We start from the raw sequence: 14,690 nt of genomic DNA, 5'->3' as shown, positions 1-14,690 counted from the left end.
AGCAGCAATCTCAGGCAACCGATGACCGAGCCGCACAACGCAACACTGGTGGAGAAGACTCCGCTCGAAACCTATGTGCCGCCGGCGAAGCCTTCGCTCGTCGGTCTGTCGCGCGCCGAGCTCGCCGATTGCCTCGGCGAGATCGGCGTCGCGCCCGCGCAGCGCAAGATGCGCGTGCAGCAGCTGTGGCATTGGCTCTATTTCCGCGGCGCCCGGAGCTTCGACGATATGACGTCGATCTCGAAGGGCATTCGGACCGATCTCGCTGAGCGCTTCACCGTCGACCGGCCCGAAGTCGTGGCGGAGCAGGTCTCCAACGACGGCACCCGCAAATGGCTGCTTCGGCTGCCGAGCGGCGACAATGTCGAGCGGGCGCATGAAGTCGAGTGCGTCTACATCCCCGAAACCGATCGCGGCACGCTGTGTGTGTCCTCCCAGGTCGGCTGCACGCTGAATTGCTCCTTCTGCCACACCGGCACGCAGCGGCTGGTGCGCAATCTCACCGCCGGCGAGATCGTGGGACAGGTGATGGTCGCGCGGGATCGTCTGAATGACTGGGCCGATCGCGAGGACGGCACGCGTCGTGTCACCAACATCGTGATGATGGGCATGGGCGAGCCGCTCTACAATTTCGAGGCGGTGCGCGATGCACTGCTCATCGTCGGCGACAATGAAGGCATCGGCATCTCCCGCCGACGCATCACGCTGTCGACCTCGGGCGTGGTGCCGAACATCGTGCGTGCCGGTGACGAGATCGGCGTGATGCTCGCGATCTCGCTGCATGCGGTGCGTGACGAGCTGCGCAACGAGCTCGTGCCGCTCAATCGCAAATATCCGATCGCCGAGCTGCTGCAAGCCTGCCGCGATTATCCCGGCGCGTCCAACGCGCGCCGCATCACCTTCGAATATGTGATGCTCAAGGGCGTCAACGATTCGCTCGACGATGCGAAGCTGCTGGTGAAATTGCTCAAAGGCGTTCACGCCAAGATCAATCTGATCCCGTTCAATCCCTGGCCCGGCACGGCCTATGAATGTTCGGATTGGGACCAGATCGAAAAGTTCTCCGAATACATCTTCAACGCCGGCTATTCCTCGCCGGTGCGCACTCCGCGCGGCCGCGATATTCTCGCCGCTTGCGGCCAGCTCAAGTCGGAAACTGAAAAGCTCTCGGTGCGCGAACGCCAGACGCTGCGCGCCATGGCGATGACGGATTGACCTGATCATGCTCGCGCTCTCGCCTCCTCGTCATTGCGAGCGAAGCGAAGCAATCCAGAATGTCACCGCGGAAGCAGTCTGGATTGCTTCGTCGCACCAGCGCAAAATTGCTTCGCAATTTTGTCGCGGGCTCCTCGCAATGACGGTGGTTTTGGCGTCATGTCCCTGATCGGCCGCCTCATCGTCATTTTCATCGGCTTTCTCGCCGCCTGTTTCGTCGGCGGGATGATCGTCGTCGTCGCGCTGCTGTTTCCGGAATTTGCCGATCTTGGCGCCGGCCCCGTCGATCAGGGCGCGATCGACATCCTGCTCGGCTTCGGCTTCATCTTCGTCTCGGGCTTTGCGCTGGTGCCGGCGGCGGTGATCGTCGCGATCACCGAAGCGCTCTACATCCGAAGCGCGCTTGCCTACGCCGGCGGCGGTGGCATCGTCGGGCTCGCCTGCTATCTCGGCCTGATCCCCTTTCACCCCGATACGTTGCAGTTCGAGGGCGTGGTGCGGCGGCATCTGGAGATCATGACCGGTGCCGGTATTGTCGCCGGAATCGTCTATTGGCTGATCGCCGGCCGCAACGCCGGTGCCTGGCGTAATCCGCCGCCCCCGCGCACGCCGCCTCCGCCGCTGCCGGCGAATTCAAGGCCGGATTCGCGGTGACTTTCCTGGCTTCCCCCCGGGGTTTCCATCCCCGCCCCACTCCGCTAAACCGCGCGCCATGAACCGGACCGGACTCTTCATCGCCCTGGCGCTGTGGCTCGTGATCGGCGTCGTTTTCGGCCTCTATCCCGAGCTCGATCTCAAGCTCGCCGCGCTGTTTTTCGACCCTGACACCAAGACGTTTCCGCTCAAGCTGAACGGCTGGGCCGGCTTCGCGCGCGATGCCGCGATGTGGGTCTCCTGGGCGTTCGTGCTGCCTCCGTTGATCGCGCTTGTGGTCAAGATGGTCCGTCCCGACCGCCCGCTGATGGTATCGGGGCGCGCGATCGTCTTCCTGCTGGTCACGATCATCCTGTCGGCCGGCATCCTGACCAATCTCACCTTCAAGACCTATTGGGGTCGGCCGCGCCCGGTGGTGGTGACGCAGTTTGCCGGCGACCAGCAATTCGTGCCGTGGTGGGATCCGCGCGGCGGCTGCGCGCGCAACTGCTCGTTCTTCTCGGGCGAGGGCGCGACCGCGTTCTGGACGCTGGCGCCGGCAGCACTGGCGCCGCCGGCGTGGCGGCCGCTCGCTTATGCCGGAGCGGTGGTGTTCGGCCTCGTGACCAGCGGGCTGCGGATGGCCTTCGGCGGCCACTTCTTCACCGATGTCTCGATCGCCGGCCTCGTGACCTTCGTCGTGATCTGGTTTGCCTTCGCGCTGATCTACCGCTGGCCGCGGACCCGGTTCTCGGACGCGGCGGTCGATGCCGCCTTGACCCGGCTGAACTGGCCCGCCTACAGGCTTCGTCAGCGCCTGTTCGGCCGCAAGACGGGCGCCGAGCCCTCAGTTTGAGCCATTAAATGGGTGCCGAGACCCGCGAAATTTGATAATCGCGCGGTCAACCCGTGAAACGACATCAGCCCTTCGAGACCGATTGGAAGCCCCATGACCACGATCCTGAAAAGCCTGCCCAAGGGTGAGAAAGTCGGTATCGCTTTTTCGGGCGGCCTCGACACCAGCGCGGCGCTGCTCTGGATGAAGCAGAAGGGCGCGCGCTGCTACGCCTATACCGCCAATCTCGGCCAGCCGGATGAAGCCGACTACAACGAGATTCCGCGCAAGGCGATGGAGTTCGGCGCCGAGAAAGCGGTGCTGGTCGATTGCCGCACGCAGCTCGTCCACGAAGGCATCGCCGCGATCCAGTCCGGGGCCTTCCACATCTCGACCGGCGGCATCACCTATTTCAACACCACGCCGCTCGGCCGCGCCGTCACCGGCACGATGCTGGTCGCGGCGATGAAGGAAGACGGCGTCAACATCTGGGGCGACGGCTCGACCTTCAAGGGCAACGACATCGAGCGCTTCTACCGCTACGGCCTTCTGACCAATCCGGGCCTGCGCATCTACAAGCCCTGGCTCGACCAGCAGTTCATCGACGAGCTCGGCGGCCGCGCCGAGATGTCGGCCTTCATGGCGGCGCAGGGCTTTGCCTACAAGATGAGCGCCGAGAAGGCGTACTCGACCGACAGCAATCTGCTCGGCGCCACGCATGAGGCCAAGGATCTCGAAAGCCTCGACAGCGGCATCAAGATCGTCAACCCGATCATGGGCGTGCCGTTCTGGCGCGACGACTGCAGCGTCAAGGCCGAGAAGGTCGTGGTGCGTTTCGAGGAAGGTCAGCCGGTTGCGCTGAACGGCCAGACCTTTAGCGATCCCGTCGCGCTGTTCCTCGAAGCCAACGCGATCGGCGGCCGCCACGGCCTCGGCATGAGCGACCAGATCGAGAACCGCATCATCGAAGCCAAGAGCCGGGGCATCTATGAAGCGCCGGGCATGGCGCTGCTGCACATCGCCTATGAGCGCCTCGTCACCGGTATCCACAACGAGGACACCATCGAACAATATCGCATCAGCGGCATGCGTCTCGGCCGCCTGCTCTATCAGGGTCGCTGGTTCGATTCGCAGGCCCTGATGCTGCGCGAGACCGCGCAGCGCTGGGTCGCGCGCGCCGTCACCGGCGAGGTGGCGCTCGAGCTGCGCCGCGGCAACGACTATTCGATCCTCAACACCGAGAGCCCCAACCTCACCTATGCGCCGGAGCGGCTCAGCATGGAGAAGGTGGAGGACGCGGCGTTTACACCGGCCGACCGCATCGGTCAGCTCACCATGCGTAACCTCGACATCAACGATACCCGCGCCAAGCTGAAGCTTTACAGCGACACTGGTCTGCTCTCGGGCAGCGAAGGCTCGCAGATCTTCCGGCTGGAGAACGACAAGGGTTAGCCGGAACAGGGGACTGTTGCCTCATTCGTCATTGCGAGCGAAGCGAAGCAATCCAGGATCTTTCCGCAGTGATAGTCTGGATTGCTTCGTCGCTTCGCTCCTCGCAATGACGAAAACAAAAATGGCCGGGATCGCTCCCGGCCATTTTGCATTTGTGTGTCGCCTCAGCGCGGCGGCGCAGTGCCGGGCGGGGGCGGCGGCAGTGAGGCCTGGCCGCCGTTGAGCAATGGCGTGATGTTGCGGACGGTGACGCGCCGGTTGATCGCGCTCGGCTCTTGCGTCTGCTCCTTCAGGTACTGCTCGCCGTAGCCCTGCGACGTCAGGTTCTCAGCCGGCACACTGAATTGCTGGGTCAGCAATTCGGCCGCGGATTGCGCACGGCGGTCCGACAATGACAGATTGTCGACGTCGTTGCCGACCGCGTCGGTGTGACCTTCGATCAGGAAGACCACGCGCGGGTTGGCCTGGATAGCGCGGTTGAGACCGTCGGCGATCGCTTGCAGCTTCTCCGCCTGGTCCGGTGGGATGGTCCACGATCCTGTCGCGAAGTTGATCGTGTTGACGTCGATGCTCGGCATTTGCATGCGAACATTGGGGCTGTAGCGGATCTCGTCGAGCGTGTAGCGGCGATCGATCCGCTGCACCGGCGGTGCCACCATGGTCTGGTAGATCACGTCCGGCGACGCCTCCTCGGCGTCGACGATGTAGCGATCGTAGGGAATGTTGACCACCGGAGGCGGCGCGTCGACGTAGAAGCCGCCGACCGACCGCGGATCGCGGTAGCTGTTGTCGATGATGATGATCTCGCGCCCGGCTGGGTCCCTGCGGATTCGACGCAGCAATCGACCGTCCTGACCCACCACAGTGATGATCTCGCTGCCGTCGGGACGGATCACCACGGTGCGGTTATCGCCGCCAACAGTGTCGGTGCGGATGTCGCGGGCGCCATAGCGGAAGCGATAGAGATCGTTGCCGCGGACGTATGTCTGCCCACCCGGATCTCGAACGATGATGCGGTCCGGCTCGGTGTAAACGGTGCGGCCGCCTTCGACGGATTCGCGTCGCTGGTTGCGGTAGTCGGCGATGGTGGCGCCGATCACAGCACCGGCGACGACACCTGCACCGATCGCGATCGGCGTCAGATCACGCTGTGGCGGACGCGGCGGTGGAGGCAGGGGTGTGGTCGTCGTGGGCGCGGCGCGGAAGGCCGGCGCAACCGTCGGCGGAGCGTATTGCGCCCTGTTGGGCGGTGGGGTTGCGGCCGCCGAGCCGGGGACGGTGCTCGGCGCTGCGGCCCCGGGGGGAGGCGTCGGCCGGGGTGGGACACCTGCCTGCGGCTGGGTCGGCGGAGCTCCCGCAGCGGGCGCGCCAGCAGGAGGGGTTCCACCCTGACGACCGGGTGGGGGCGTTACGGCGCCGCCTGGGGCGGGCGTCGCTGTCGGGGCCGGGGTAGCGCCGGGTGCGGGAGCCGAACCCGGACGTCCGGACGGCGGCGGCGTCGGAGCGCCAGCGGGTGCCGGCGTGGCGGTCGGTGCGGGTGTAGCGCCTGGAGCAGGTGACCCTGCGGCCGGAGGCGCGCCAGGACGTCCGCCAGGGGGCGGTGCACCGGGGCGGCCGGTCGGCGGCGTGCCCGGCGTGCTGCGCGGAGCCGGGGTTGCAGTCGGCGCAGGGGTTGCTGTCGGAGCGGGCGTTGCGGTTGGGGCATTAGGCGTCGCCGGGCGCGCTGTGGGAGCAGCAGGTGCCGGAGCAGGCGTCGCCGTGGGAGCAGGCGCGGGCCGTCCCGAATGACCCGCTGCGGGAGGCGGCGGCGTCGGGCGAGCCGAAGGCGGCGGTGGCGTGGGCGCGTGCTGCTGCGGAGCTGCGGCGGGCGGCGGTGTGGGAGCCGGGCGCGCCGCGGGCGGTGCCGGAGGCGGCGCATGCTGTTGCGGAGGCGCAGCCGGCGGCGGCGAAGGCGGCTTCGGCGCGGCAGGCGGCGGTGGGGGCGTCGGACGGGCCGCAGGTGGCGGTGGCGGCGCTGCTGGGCGCGGCGGTGCGGCGGCCGGCGGAGGCGCCGCGGGCGGATGGGGCGGTGCAGCTGCGGGCGGCGGTGCGGCCGGGCGCGCGGGCGCCGCCGGAGGCGCGGCCGCTGGTGGTCCCTTCGGCGGCTGCTTCGGTTTTCCGTCAGGGCCGGTTTCCTGTGGCTGCGCCTGCGCAACCACGAGCGGCGCTGCGCTTTGCGCATGCGATGCCGAGTTTGCCAATTGCATCGCGGTCAGAGCCGTGGTGGCAAGCAGCACGAAACGAAGATTAGTCATGATGGTGAACTTCCCCGGAAGGTTCTTTGACGACACGTTGGGATGAACAGCTACGCGTTAGGCCGGATTGTGGCGGACAAAGCGGTCGTGGCCCGATTTATTTCTGCACGCAAATCACCTCACTATAGTGACGTTCATTGCGCATTCAGGCGCAGGTTGCAATTGCCTCAGACCTGATGCTCGGTCTCAACGCGATCCCGCGACGGACTTGCGTCCTTCGCGGGATTCGGTGTGAGCGGGCCGTTCGGTCCGCGCGATGGAATCTCTTCAGGCATGCGGCCCGGCAATTCGTCGGGCGGCGCTGGCGAGCCGGGCTCGCGCACCGGCGGCGCGATTTCGGGCTGCGGATTACCGGGCGGAATCCCCGGCGGCGGCTCGGCGGGCGTGCCGGGTGTCGACGGCGGAATCTCGGGCGGCTCGATCGGCATTACATCGAGACCTTGCGGTTATCGCCGATATCGGGCCGCGTGTTTGTCACCGCCGCAGCCGCCATCTTCACATAAGAGATCACGGTGCCGGGCGAGTCCCAGAACTCGGCATCATCAGGCGTGACCTTGAGCACGCGGATGTTCGGATCTTCGGCAGAGTCCCACCACGCCTTGGCCGGCGTCGAGAACAGCTCCTTGATCTTCGCACGGTCGTTGGAGACGATTGCGGTGCCTGTCAGTGAAACGTACTTCTGGCTGCCGGCATCCGCGAACGACAGGTTGATGGACGGGTGACGCGCGATCTCCTCGTCCTTGTGACGCCGCGCGTCGGTGAGGAAATAAATCGTGTTCGCGTTGCGATCGAGATAGGCGCTCATCGGCCGCGCCCGGAGCTTGTCGCCGTCGCGCGTCACCAGCATCGCGAATCCGATCGTCTTCATCAGATCCCAGGCGCGGTTCAAATCGCGGTCGACGTCGCGGGCATTGTCGTTGGCCATATCGTGCTCCTGTTGCAAGAGACGACAACGGCGGGCGCGGAACGAGGTTCCGGCCGAAAGACGGAACTTATCTATTCCGGCGCGTGGCAAACCGCCTCGATGTTGTGTCCGTCGGGGTCGAGCACGAACGCGCCGTAATAGTCCGGATGATAATGCGCCCGAATGCCGGGCGGTCCATTGTCGCGGCCGCCGGCGGCCAAGGCCGCCTTGTAGAACGCGTCCACCGCGGAGCGGTCCTTGGCCGTGATCGCGACATGCACCGGCTTGTTCAGCGCGCCCTCGCCGCCGATCCAGAAATCCGGCTTGCCGTCGGCGCCGAAGCCGGCGGCCGGATCGTGGCCGGTCTGCTCCTGCGTGACCTCCATGATCAGGCTGTAGCCGAGCGGCGCCAGCGCTTTGGCGTAGAACGCCTTGGCGCGCTCATAGTCGGAGACCGGAAAGCCCATATGGTCGATCATCGCAACCTCCGTCGTTTGTCGTCAGCGCGACAGGAACGTATTGCTCCGCGTCTTGCGCGCAACGGCAAAGCCGCGCGCGGTCATGTCGGCAATACAGTCCTGCTGCCATTCCTTTTGTGACAGATGTTCGATCACCACCGCGCGCGGCCATAGCGATTGCGGTGCGTCGCGGAAGAAACCGATCAGCACGCGGTCCTCGAAGCCCTCGACGTCGATCTTCAACGCGTCCACCTTCGTGACGCCGGCCTCGTCGAGAATGCGCGTCAGCCGCAGCGACGGGACCTTGATCGCCTCCGCGCTGGCGGTGCCAGTGACGACGTGCGTGGCGCCGAGATTGCCGCCGCCGCTCTCGATCATGAGCTCGCCGTCGCTGTCGCCTGCGGCAGCCTGCACCAGGCGCACCTGCGTCGCTTTCGATGCGGCCTGGTTGAATGAGAGCCGCCCAAACGTCATCGGATGCGGTTCGATTGCGACCACTTTCCCTGATGGCCCGACCTGCTGCGCCATCACCAGCGCAAAAGTGCCGACATTGGCGCCGACGTCGACGAACACGCCGCCCGCTGGGGTGTGCTGGCGCAGGAAGTCGAGCTCGTCGAGATTGTAGTCGGGATTGAACAGCGCACCGCGCTCGGTCGCGCTGCCCTGGTGATAGAACCGGAACGAGGCGCCCTGATACGTCACGTCGACGGGACCACCGCGCAGCAAATTGACCAGCCGCGACATCCAGGGCCGGAATGCGCCGCGCTTCAGCCCCGAGCGTTGTGCGAGGCCGATGATCGCGGCCTGCGCCGCATTCGGCGCAAACGCGCCGAATGGCGCGGACGAAGGAGCCTTGTCGGTCGTCAAGTCGGAGTCCTCGTTGTAAGCGGCGCATGCATAGCCGGTTTTGCTGGGGACTCCAACGGCGGAAGACGTCTGTACGGGCTTTCCCGGATTGCGCTGCGCACCGTCCGAGCTACGCCTCACGCCGCCTTCTTGACCATCTTCATCATCTTGTCCTGGTTCCATGTGCCGGATCATTCGGCAGCGCCACCACGCACCCGGCGGAGCCGGGCGACCCGATGCAGGATGCGCGACAGCTGATCGATTGCGTAGGGCTTTTGCACGAGCTCGAAATTGCCGTCCTGGGACAGTGCCTCGCTGTAGCCGGTCGTCAGCACGACCGGCACGCCGATGCCGCGGTCGCGGATCGCCTGCGCGAGATCGAGCCCGGTCATGCCCGACATCACGATGTCCGAGAAAACGACATCGAAGCGATCGGCGTCCATGACCAGCTCGGCGAGTGCATCGGTTGCATTGTCGACCAGCGTGATGCTGTAGCCGAGTTCGGTGAGGCCGTCGGCGGCGAAATTGGCGAGCTCGATATTGTCCTCGACCAGCAGCACCGACATGCCGCTGCCTGCCACTGCCGGGGCCGTGTTCGGTGCCTGCCGCTGCGGCAGCAGGTGCGGCGCCACGCGCGGCAGATAGAGCGAGAAGGTGCTGCCTTGGCCCACCTCGCTGGTGACCGTCACCTCGCCGCCGGACTGCCGGGCGAAGCCGAACACCTGCGACAGGCCGAGACCGGTGCCGTGGCCGACCTGCTTGGTGGTGAAGAACGGCTCGAAGATGCGCTCGAGCCGCGCAGCCGGAATGCCGATGCCGGTGTCGCTGACGGCAATGCTGACGAAGCCCAGATGACCTGGAAGATCATGGGTGCCTGTACGGTGATGGCTGCCCGAGACGGGAGCCCGCGTCTCCGCAATCGTCGTCAAGGTCTCGACGTTGAAAACGATCCTGCCCTTGCCGTGCATGGCATCGCGCGCATTGGTCGCCATGTTGATCAACGCGGTCTCGAACTGGCTTGCATCGGCATTGACGAGGCAGGGCTCGGCCGGCAGCCGCATCGCGATTTCGATCGCGGGTCCGAGCAGCGTCGCGAGCATGTCGTGCAGCGACTGCATCCGCGCGCCGACGTCGAACACCTCAGGCTTCAAGGTCTGGCGCCGCGCAAACGCGAGCAGCTGCGATGTCAGTTTGGCCGCGCGCGCGACCGCGTCCGCGATGGCGGTGATGTAGCGTTGGCGCCGCTCCTCGCTCAGTTGCGGCCGGTTCAACAGGTCGACGGAGGCGCGGATCACGGTCAGGAGGTTGTTGAAATCGTGCGCGACGCCCCCGGTGAGCTGCCCGAGCGCCTCCAGGCGCTGGCTGTGCTTGAGCGCCTCCTCGGCTTCACGCCGCGCTGCGGCCTCGGCCTGGAGATGCTGGGTGCGCCGGATCGCCAGCGCCAGCAGCAGGAACAGCAGCGCGGTGGCGGGAACGCCGAACACCAGATGCTGGCCCATGGTGGCGAACCAGCGCGCGCGGATGGCCGAGGTCTCGAGCCCCGCGCTGACATAGATCGGATATTCGGCGATGCGCCGGTAACCGATGCGACGCTCGATCCCGTCTGAAGGCCACGCGACGGTGATGAGGCCATGCTCGGGGTGAGCTGCGATGTTCCGGCCGACCGGTCCGTTGGGATCGAGCCGAAGGTCGCGGTTGAGCCGCGGAAGATGCGCCAGCACCACCCCGTCGGTGCGTCCCATCGCGAAGAAGCTGCCGGGATCGGAGCCGATCCTGGCATAGAAGCTCTCGAAATATTCGGGCAGGACGGAGGCCTGGATCACGCCGATGAAACTGCCGTCGTCGGAGTCACGGCGGCGGCTGACCCCGAAGAAGCGAGCACCCTGATAGGGCGCGCGCGGTGTCAGCGAGGCGCCGATGAATGTGCCGATGGCCTGGTCGACATGGGCATAGAAATAGTCGCGGTCCGCAAAGCTCTGCTCCGGCGGCGGCGAGGCAAGGCTGTTGACCAGCGACTTTCCGTCCGCATCGAAGATCCAGGCCGATTTGAGCTGCGGCAGCGCATAGGTCAGTTGCTTCAGGCGGCGGTGCAGGGCCGGTTCGCGCGAGCGGATGACGTCGTCGGGCAGGCCGCGCACCACCTCGTTGAGCTCGGCGAGGCTGCGGTCGATCGTCTCGAACACCTTGAGGGCGTGCTCATGTGCGACATCGAGGGTGCGCTCGATCTCGCGGTCGGCGATGTCGTGTGTCGAGGTGTAGGAGATCGAGGAGGCGATCGCGAACAACGCAATCGGGAGCGCCAGGGATGCGCCCATCATCCACTGCAACAGTCTCAGCGAATTGCGTTGCGCGCCCTGCACGGTCGCTCCGGTCCCACACCGGAGAGCTTACTTGAATTTTACGCCGGGAAGGAAGCGGCTTGTGGCGGTAACCGGAGGTTGCAATCCGCCGGTGCGCTCGCTCACGGAGCGGAGGAGAAATCTACTCCAACAGGCGCCCGCCATAGAATGCCCCGGCCGTTTCGGCCGGGCATCGCAGCATGAATGACGCCTAGATCTGGCGCTCGACCAGCTTGAGCTTGAGCTCGGCGATGGCTTCCGCCGGGTTGAGGCCCTTCGGGCATGCCTTGGCGCAGTTCATGATGGTGTGGCAGCGGTAGAGGCGGAACGGATCCTCGAGATCGTCGAGGCGCTCGCCGGTGGCCTCATCCCGTGAATCGGACACCCAGCGGTTGGCCTGGAGCAGCGCGGCGGGACCGAGATAGCGCTCGCTGTTCCACCAATAGCTCGGGCAGGAGGTCGAGCAGCAGGCGCAGAGGATGCACTCGTAGAGGCCGTCGAGCTTCTCGCGGTCCTCGTGGCTCTGCTTCCATTCCTTCTGCGGCGTCGGCGAGGTCGTCTTCAGCCACGGCTCGATCGACGCATATTGCGCGTAGAAATTGGTGAGGTCGGGGACCAGGTCCTTCACCACCGGCTGGTGCGGCAGCGGATTGATCTTCACCGCGCCGTCCTTCACGTCGTGCATCGAGCGGGTGCAGGCCAGCGTGTTCTGGCCGTCGATGTTCATCGCGCAGGAGCCGCAGACGCCTTCGCGGCAGGAGCGGCGGAAGGTCAGCGACGGGTCGATATGGTTCTTGATCCAGATCAGGCCGTCCAGCACCATCGGACCGCAATCATGGGTGTCGACGTAATAGGTGTCGACGCTCGGATTCTTGCCGTCGTCCGGATTCCAGCGATAGACGCGGAACTCGCGCGTTTCGGTCGCGCCCGCGGGCTTCGGCCAGGACTTGCCGCCGGTGATTTTCGAGTTCTTCGGAAGTGCGAATTCAACCATTTCGATTAAGGCCTTCGCTGTTCGATCAATACACGCGCGCCGCTTAGTAAACGCGAGCTTTGGGCGGGATGTACTGGACGTCGTTGGTCATGGTGTAGTCGTGAACCGGGCGGTACTCGATCTTGACCTTGCCGGAGTCTTCCAGCCAGGCCAGCGTGTGCTTCATCCAGTTCTTGTCGTCGCGGTCGGAGAAGTCCTCGCGGGCATGCGCGCCGCGGCTCTCGGTGCGGTTGGCGGCCGAGTTCATCGTCACCACCGCCTGCGAGATCAGATTGTCGAATTCGAGCGTCTCGATCAGGTCGGAATTCCACACCAGCGAGCGGTCGGACACGGCGATGTCGGTGATGCCGCTGTGGACCTTCTCGATCAGATTCTGACCTTCGCTCAGGATGTCGCCGGTGCGGAACACTGCGCAATTGTTCTGCATCACATGCTGCATGCCTTCGCGCAGTTTTGCGGTCGGCGTACCACCGGAGGCGTAGCGGTAATGGTCGAGGCGACCGAGCGCGAGATCGGCCGAATTCGCCGGCAGTTCGGGCTGCTTGGCGTTGGGCGTGAGCTTTTCGGCCAGCCGCAGCGCGGCGGCGCGGCCAAACACGACCAGGTCGATCAGTGAGTTCGAGCCGAGGCGGTTGGCGCCGTGCACGGAGACGCAGGCCGCTTCGCCGATCGCCATCAGACCGGGGATGATGGCGTTGTCGTCGCCGTCCTTCTTGGTCAGCACTTCGCCGTGATAATTGGTGGGGATGCCGCCCATGTTGTAGTGCACGGTCGGCACGATCGGGATCGGCTCGCGCGTCACGTCGACATTGGCGAAGATCTTTGCCGATTCGGAGATGCCCGGCAGGCGCTCGGCGAGCACCGCGGGATCGAGATGGTCGAGATGAAGAAAGATGTGGTCCTTCTTCTTGCCGACGCCGCGGCCTTCGCGAATCTCGATGGTCATCGCGCGCGAGACGACGTCGCGTGAGGCGAGGTCCTTCGCCGACGGCGCATAACGCTCCATGAAACGCTCGCCTTCGGAGTTGACGAGATAGCCGCCTTCGCCGCGCGCGCCTTCGGTCACGAGACAGCCCGAGCCGTAGATGCCGGTCGGGTGGAACTGCACGAATTCCATGTCCTGCATCGGCAGGCCGGCGCGCAGCACCATGCCGCCGCCGTCGCCGGTGCAGGTGTGCGCCGAGGTGCAGGAGGCATAGGCGCGGCCATAGCCGCCGGTCGCGAGAATCACCGTCTGGGCCCGGAAGCGGTGCAGCGTGCCGTCCTCGAGCTTGATCGCGACGACGCCGCGGCAGGTGCCCTGGTCGTCCATGATCAGGTCGATGGCGAAGAACTCGATGAAGAACTCGGCCGCGTGACGCAGCGACTGGCCGTACATCGTGTGCAGCATGGCGTGACCGGTGCGGTCGGCGGCGGCGCAGGTGCGCTGCGCCTGGCCCTTGCCGTAGTCCAAGGTCATGCCGCCGAACGGGCGCTGGTAGATCTTGCCGTCTTCGGTGCGCGAGAACGGCACGCCCCAGTGCTCGAGCTCGTAGACCGCCTCGGGCGCGTTGCGCACCATGTATTCGATCGCGTCCTGGTCGCCCAGCCAGTCCGACCCCTTCACCGTGTCGTACATGTGCCAGCGCCAGTCGTCCTTGTGCATGTTGCCGAGCGAAGCCGAGATGCCGCCTTGCGCCGCGACCGTATGCGAGCGGGTCGGAAACACTTTGGTGATGCAGGCCGTGCGGAGGCCGGCTTCGCCGCAGCCGACCACGGCGCGCAACCCCGCGCCGCCGGCGCCGACCACGACGACGTCATAGGTGTGGTCTTCGATCGGATAGGCTTTTCCGTTGGTGGCGGGAGCGCCGTTGCCCTTGCCATTCGTTCCTGTGGCCATGGGTTTACACTCCGGATGAAAGTTTCACGATCGCGTAGGTCGAGGCGAGCGCCACGGCGATCGAGAAGAAATTGTTGAGCATGACCGAGATGAGCTTCAGCTTCTCGTTATGGATGTAGTCCTCGATCACGACCTGCATGCCGATCTTCATGTGCCAGGCGCTGGCGACGATGAAGAGCAGCATGATCACCGCTATCGGCAGCGAGCCGAGGATCACCTTGGCGCCGGCCTGGTTGCTGCCGAGCGTCATCATGACGACGACGATCACCGGCAGCATCAGCAGGGTCATCGCGACGGCGGTGATGCGCTGGCGCCAGAAATCGGAGGTGCCGGAATGTGCGGCGCCGAGATTGCGGACGCGGCCGAGCGGGGTGCGCATGCTGCGCTTCGGGGTGTCGGCTGCGCTCATCGTACACCTCCGATCGCGTAGGCGATGATCCAGATCAGCACCGTCAGCACGATGCCGCCGATCAGCGCCCCCCAGGTCAGCGCTTCGCGCTCATTGGCCTTGAAGCCGTAGCCGAGATCCCACACCAGGTGCCGGATGCCGCTCAACATATGGTGCATCAGCGCCCAGGTGTAGCCGAACACGATCAGCCGGCCGATGACGCTGCCGGTGAACGCCTGGACGGTGGCGTAGGCGGCGTGGCCGGAGGCTGCGGCGACCAGCCACCAGACCAGCAGCAGCGTCCCGGCGTAAAGGGCGATGCCGGTGGCGCGATGGACGATGGAAAGGGCCATCGTCAGCGTCCAGCGGTAGACTTGCATGTGGGGAGAAAGCGGTCGTTCGATCCGTGCGGTCATGGGCTTCGATTGCTTTATTGCGGCCCAGCATGGGCGC

14 protein-coding genes are annotated in these 14,690 nt (G+C 65.6%); 4 read left to right on the top strand and 10 right to left on the bottom strand.

The annotated features are described in order from the left end of the window. Positions 1–21 precede the first annotated feature (21 nt). The 4 genes from rlmN to argG all read left to right on the top strand — a co-directional run bounded on the left by rlmN (position 22) and on the right by argG (position 4,135). The gene (gene rlmN / locus IVB27_RS14000) at positions 22–1,215 is read left to right on the top strand and encodes a dual-specificity RNA methyltransferase RlmN (protein ID WP_247444134.1); all 1,194 of its coding nucleotides are present in this window, start codon (positions 22–24) and stop codon (positions 1,213–1,215) included. A 159-nt stretch (positions 1,216–1,374) separates the two neighbouring features. Further along, a complete protein-coding gene (locus IVB27_RS13995; RefSeq protein ID WP_247352392.1) occupies positions 1,375–1,869 on the top strand; it encodes a hypothetical protein in 495 nt (164 codons plus the stop codon). A gap of 58 nt (positions 1,870–1,927) precedes the next feature. After that, positions 1,928–2,704: a phosphatase PAP2 family protein gene (locus tag IVB27_RS13990; RefSeq protein ID WP_247444133.1), complete on the top strand. Its 777-nt coding sequence runs from the start codon at positions 1,928–1,930 to the stop codon at positions 2,702–2,704. A gap of 93 nt (positions 2,705–2,797) precedes the next feature. Continuing rightward, positions 2,798–4,135 carry an argininosuccinate synthase gene (gene argG, locus IVB27_RS13985; protein ID WP_247444132.1) on the top strand — a complete coding sequence of 446 codons (1,338 nt, stop codon included), beginning with the start codon at positions 2,798–2,800 and terminating at the stop codon, positions 4,133–4,135. Between the two features lie 164 nt (positions 4,136–4,299). Here argG and IVB27_RS13980 read toward each other — a convergent pair whose 3' ends face one another. The 10 genes from IVB27_RS13980 to sdhC form a co-directional block, all read right to left on the bottom strand. Next, positions 4,300–6,429, bottom strand: a complete 2,130-nt coding sequence (locus IVB27_RS13980) for an OmpA family protein (RefSeq protein ID WP_247444131.1) — start codon at positions 6,427–6,429, stop codon at positions 4,300–4,302. Between the two features lie 167 nt (positions 6,430–6,596). After that, entirely contained in the window at positions 6,597–6,857 is a 261-nt protein-coding gene (locus tag IVB27_RS13975; protein ID WP_247444130.1) for a hypothetical protein, read from the bottom strand. Further along, positions 6,857–7,354: a pyridoxamine 5'-phosphate oxidase family protein gene (locus IVB27_RS13970; protein ID WP_247344583.1), complete on the bottom strand. Its 498-nt coding sequence runs from the start codon at positions 7,352–7,354 to the stop codon at positions 6,857–6,859. Before IVB27_RS13970 ends, IVB27_RS13975 begins: the two co-directional genes overlap by 1 nt. 71 nt (positions 7,355–7,425) lie before the next feature. Continuing rightward, entirely contained in the window at positions 7,426–7,812 is a 387-nt protein-coding gene (locus IVB27_RS13965; protein ID WP_247344580.1) for a VOC family protein, read from the bottom strand. Between the two features lie 21 nt (positions 7,813–7,833). Then, positions 7,834–8,658, bottom strand: a complete 825-nt coding sequence (locus IVB27_RS13960; protein ID WP_247444129.1) for an FkbM family methyltransferase — start codon at positions 8,656–8,658, stop codon at positions 7,834–7,836. A 170-nt stretch (positions 8,659–8,828) separates the two neighbouring features. Then, positions 8,829–10,997 (bottom strand): hybrid sensor histidine kinase/response regulator family protein, encoded by a 2,169-nt coding sequence (locus IVB27_RS13955; protein ID WP_247444128.1) that lies wholly within the window; start codon positions 10,995–10,997, stop codon positions 8,829–8,831. 190 nt (positions 10,998–11,187) lie between these two features. Beyond that, positions 11,188–11,970 carry a succinate dehydrogenase iron-sulfur subunit gene (gene sdhB, locus IVB27_RS13950; protein ID WP_247444127.1) on the bottom strand — a complete coding sequence of 261 codons (783 nt, stop codon included), beginning with the start codon at positions 11,968–11,970 and terminating at the stop codon, positions 11,188–11,190. A gap of 43 nt (positions 11,971–12,013) precedes the next feature. Next, a complete protein-coding gene (gene sdhA, locus IVB27_RS13945) occupies positions 12,014–13,849 on the bottom strand; it encodes a succinate dehydrogenase flavoprotein subunit (RefSeq protein ID WP_247444126.1) in 1,836 nt (611 codons plus the stop codon). A 4-nt stretch (positions 13,850–13,853) separates the two neighbouring features. Further along, a complete protein-coding gene (gene sdhD, locus IVB27_RS13940; protein ID WP_247444125.1) occupies positions 13,854–14,258 on the bottom strand; it encodes a succinate dehydrogenase, hydrophobic membrane anchor protein in 405 nt (134 codons plus the stop codon). Next, on the bottom strand, positions 14,255–14,653 hold the full coding sequence (gene sdhC / locus IVB27_RS13935) for a succinate dehydrogenase, cytochrome b556 subunit (RefSeq protein WP_247444123.1): 399 nt from the start codon (positions 14,651–14,653) through the stop codon (positions 14,255–14,257). Before sdhC ends, sdhD begins: the two co-directional genes overlap by 4 nt. Between the last annotated feature and the right edge of the window lie 37 nt (positions 14,654–14,690).

This window comes from Bradyrhizobium sp. 197 (assembly GCF_023073375.1).
Lineage (GTDB): Bacteria > Pseudomonadota > Alphaproteobacteria > Rhizobiales > Xanthobacteraceae > Bradyrhizobium.
The sequence above is the reverse complement of the archived record's forward strand: the minus strand, read 5'-3'. Positions and strand labels throughout refer to the sequence as shown.

What these genes read in the sequence shown, in the direction of transcription:
- rlmN (WP_247444134.1), top strand. Translation starts at nt 22, where the DNA reads ATGACCGAGCCGCACAACGCAACACTGGTGGAGAAGACTCCGCTCGAA.
- IVB27_RS13995 (WP_247352392.1), top strand. Translation starts at nt 1,375, where the DNA reads ATGTCCCTGATCGGCCGCCTCATCGTCATTTTCATCGGCTTTCTCGCC.
- IVB27_RS13990 (WP_247444133.1), top strand. Translation starts at nt 1,928, where the DNA reads ATGAACCGGACCGGACTCTTCATCGCCCTGGCGCTGTGGCTCGTGATC.
- argG (WP_247444132.1), top strand. Translation starts at nt 2,798, where the DNA reads ATGACCACGATCCTGAAAAGCCTGCCCAAGGGTGAGAAAGTCGGTATC.
- IVB27_RS13980 (WP_247444131.1), bottom strand. Translation starts at nt 6,429, where the DNA reads ATGACTAATCTTCGTTTCGTGCTGCTTGCCACCACGGCTCTGACCGCG.
- IVB27_RS13975 (WP_247444130.1), bottom strand. Translation starts at nt 6,857, where the DNA reads ATGCCGATCGAGCCGCCCGAGATTCCGCCGTCGACACCCGGCACGCCC.
- IVB27_RS13970 (WP_247344583.1), bottom strand. Translation starts at nt 7,354, where the DNA reads ATGGCCAACGACAATGCCCGCGACGTCGACCGCGATTTGAACCGCGCC.
- IVB27_RS13965 (WP_247344580.1), bottom strand. Translation starts at nt 7,812, where the DNA reads ATGATCGACCATATGGGCTTTCCGGTCTCCGACTATGAGCGCGCCAAG.
- sdhB (WP_247444127.1), bottom strand. Translation starts at nt 11,970, where the DNA reads ATGGTTGAATTCGCACTTCCGAAGAACTCGAAAATCACCGGCGGCAAG.
- sdhA (WP_247444126.1), bottom strand. Translation starts at nt 13,849, where the DNA reads ATGGCCACAGGAACGAATGGCAAGGGCAACGGCGCTCCCGCCACCAAC.
- sdhD (WP_247444125.1), bottom strand. Translation starts at nt 14,258, where the DNA reads ATGAGCGCAGCCGACACCCCGAAGCGCAGCATGCGCACCCCGCTCGGC.
- sdhC (WP_247444123.1), bottom strand. Translation starts at nt 14,653, where the DNA reads ATGACCGCACGGATCGAACGACCGCTTTCTCCCCACATGCAAGTCTAC.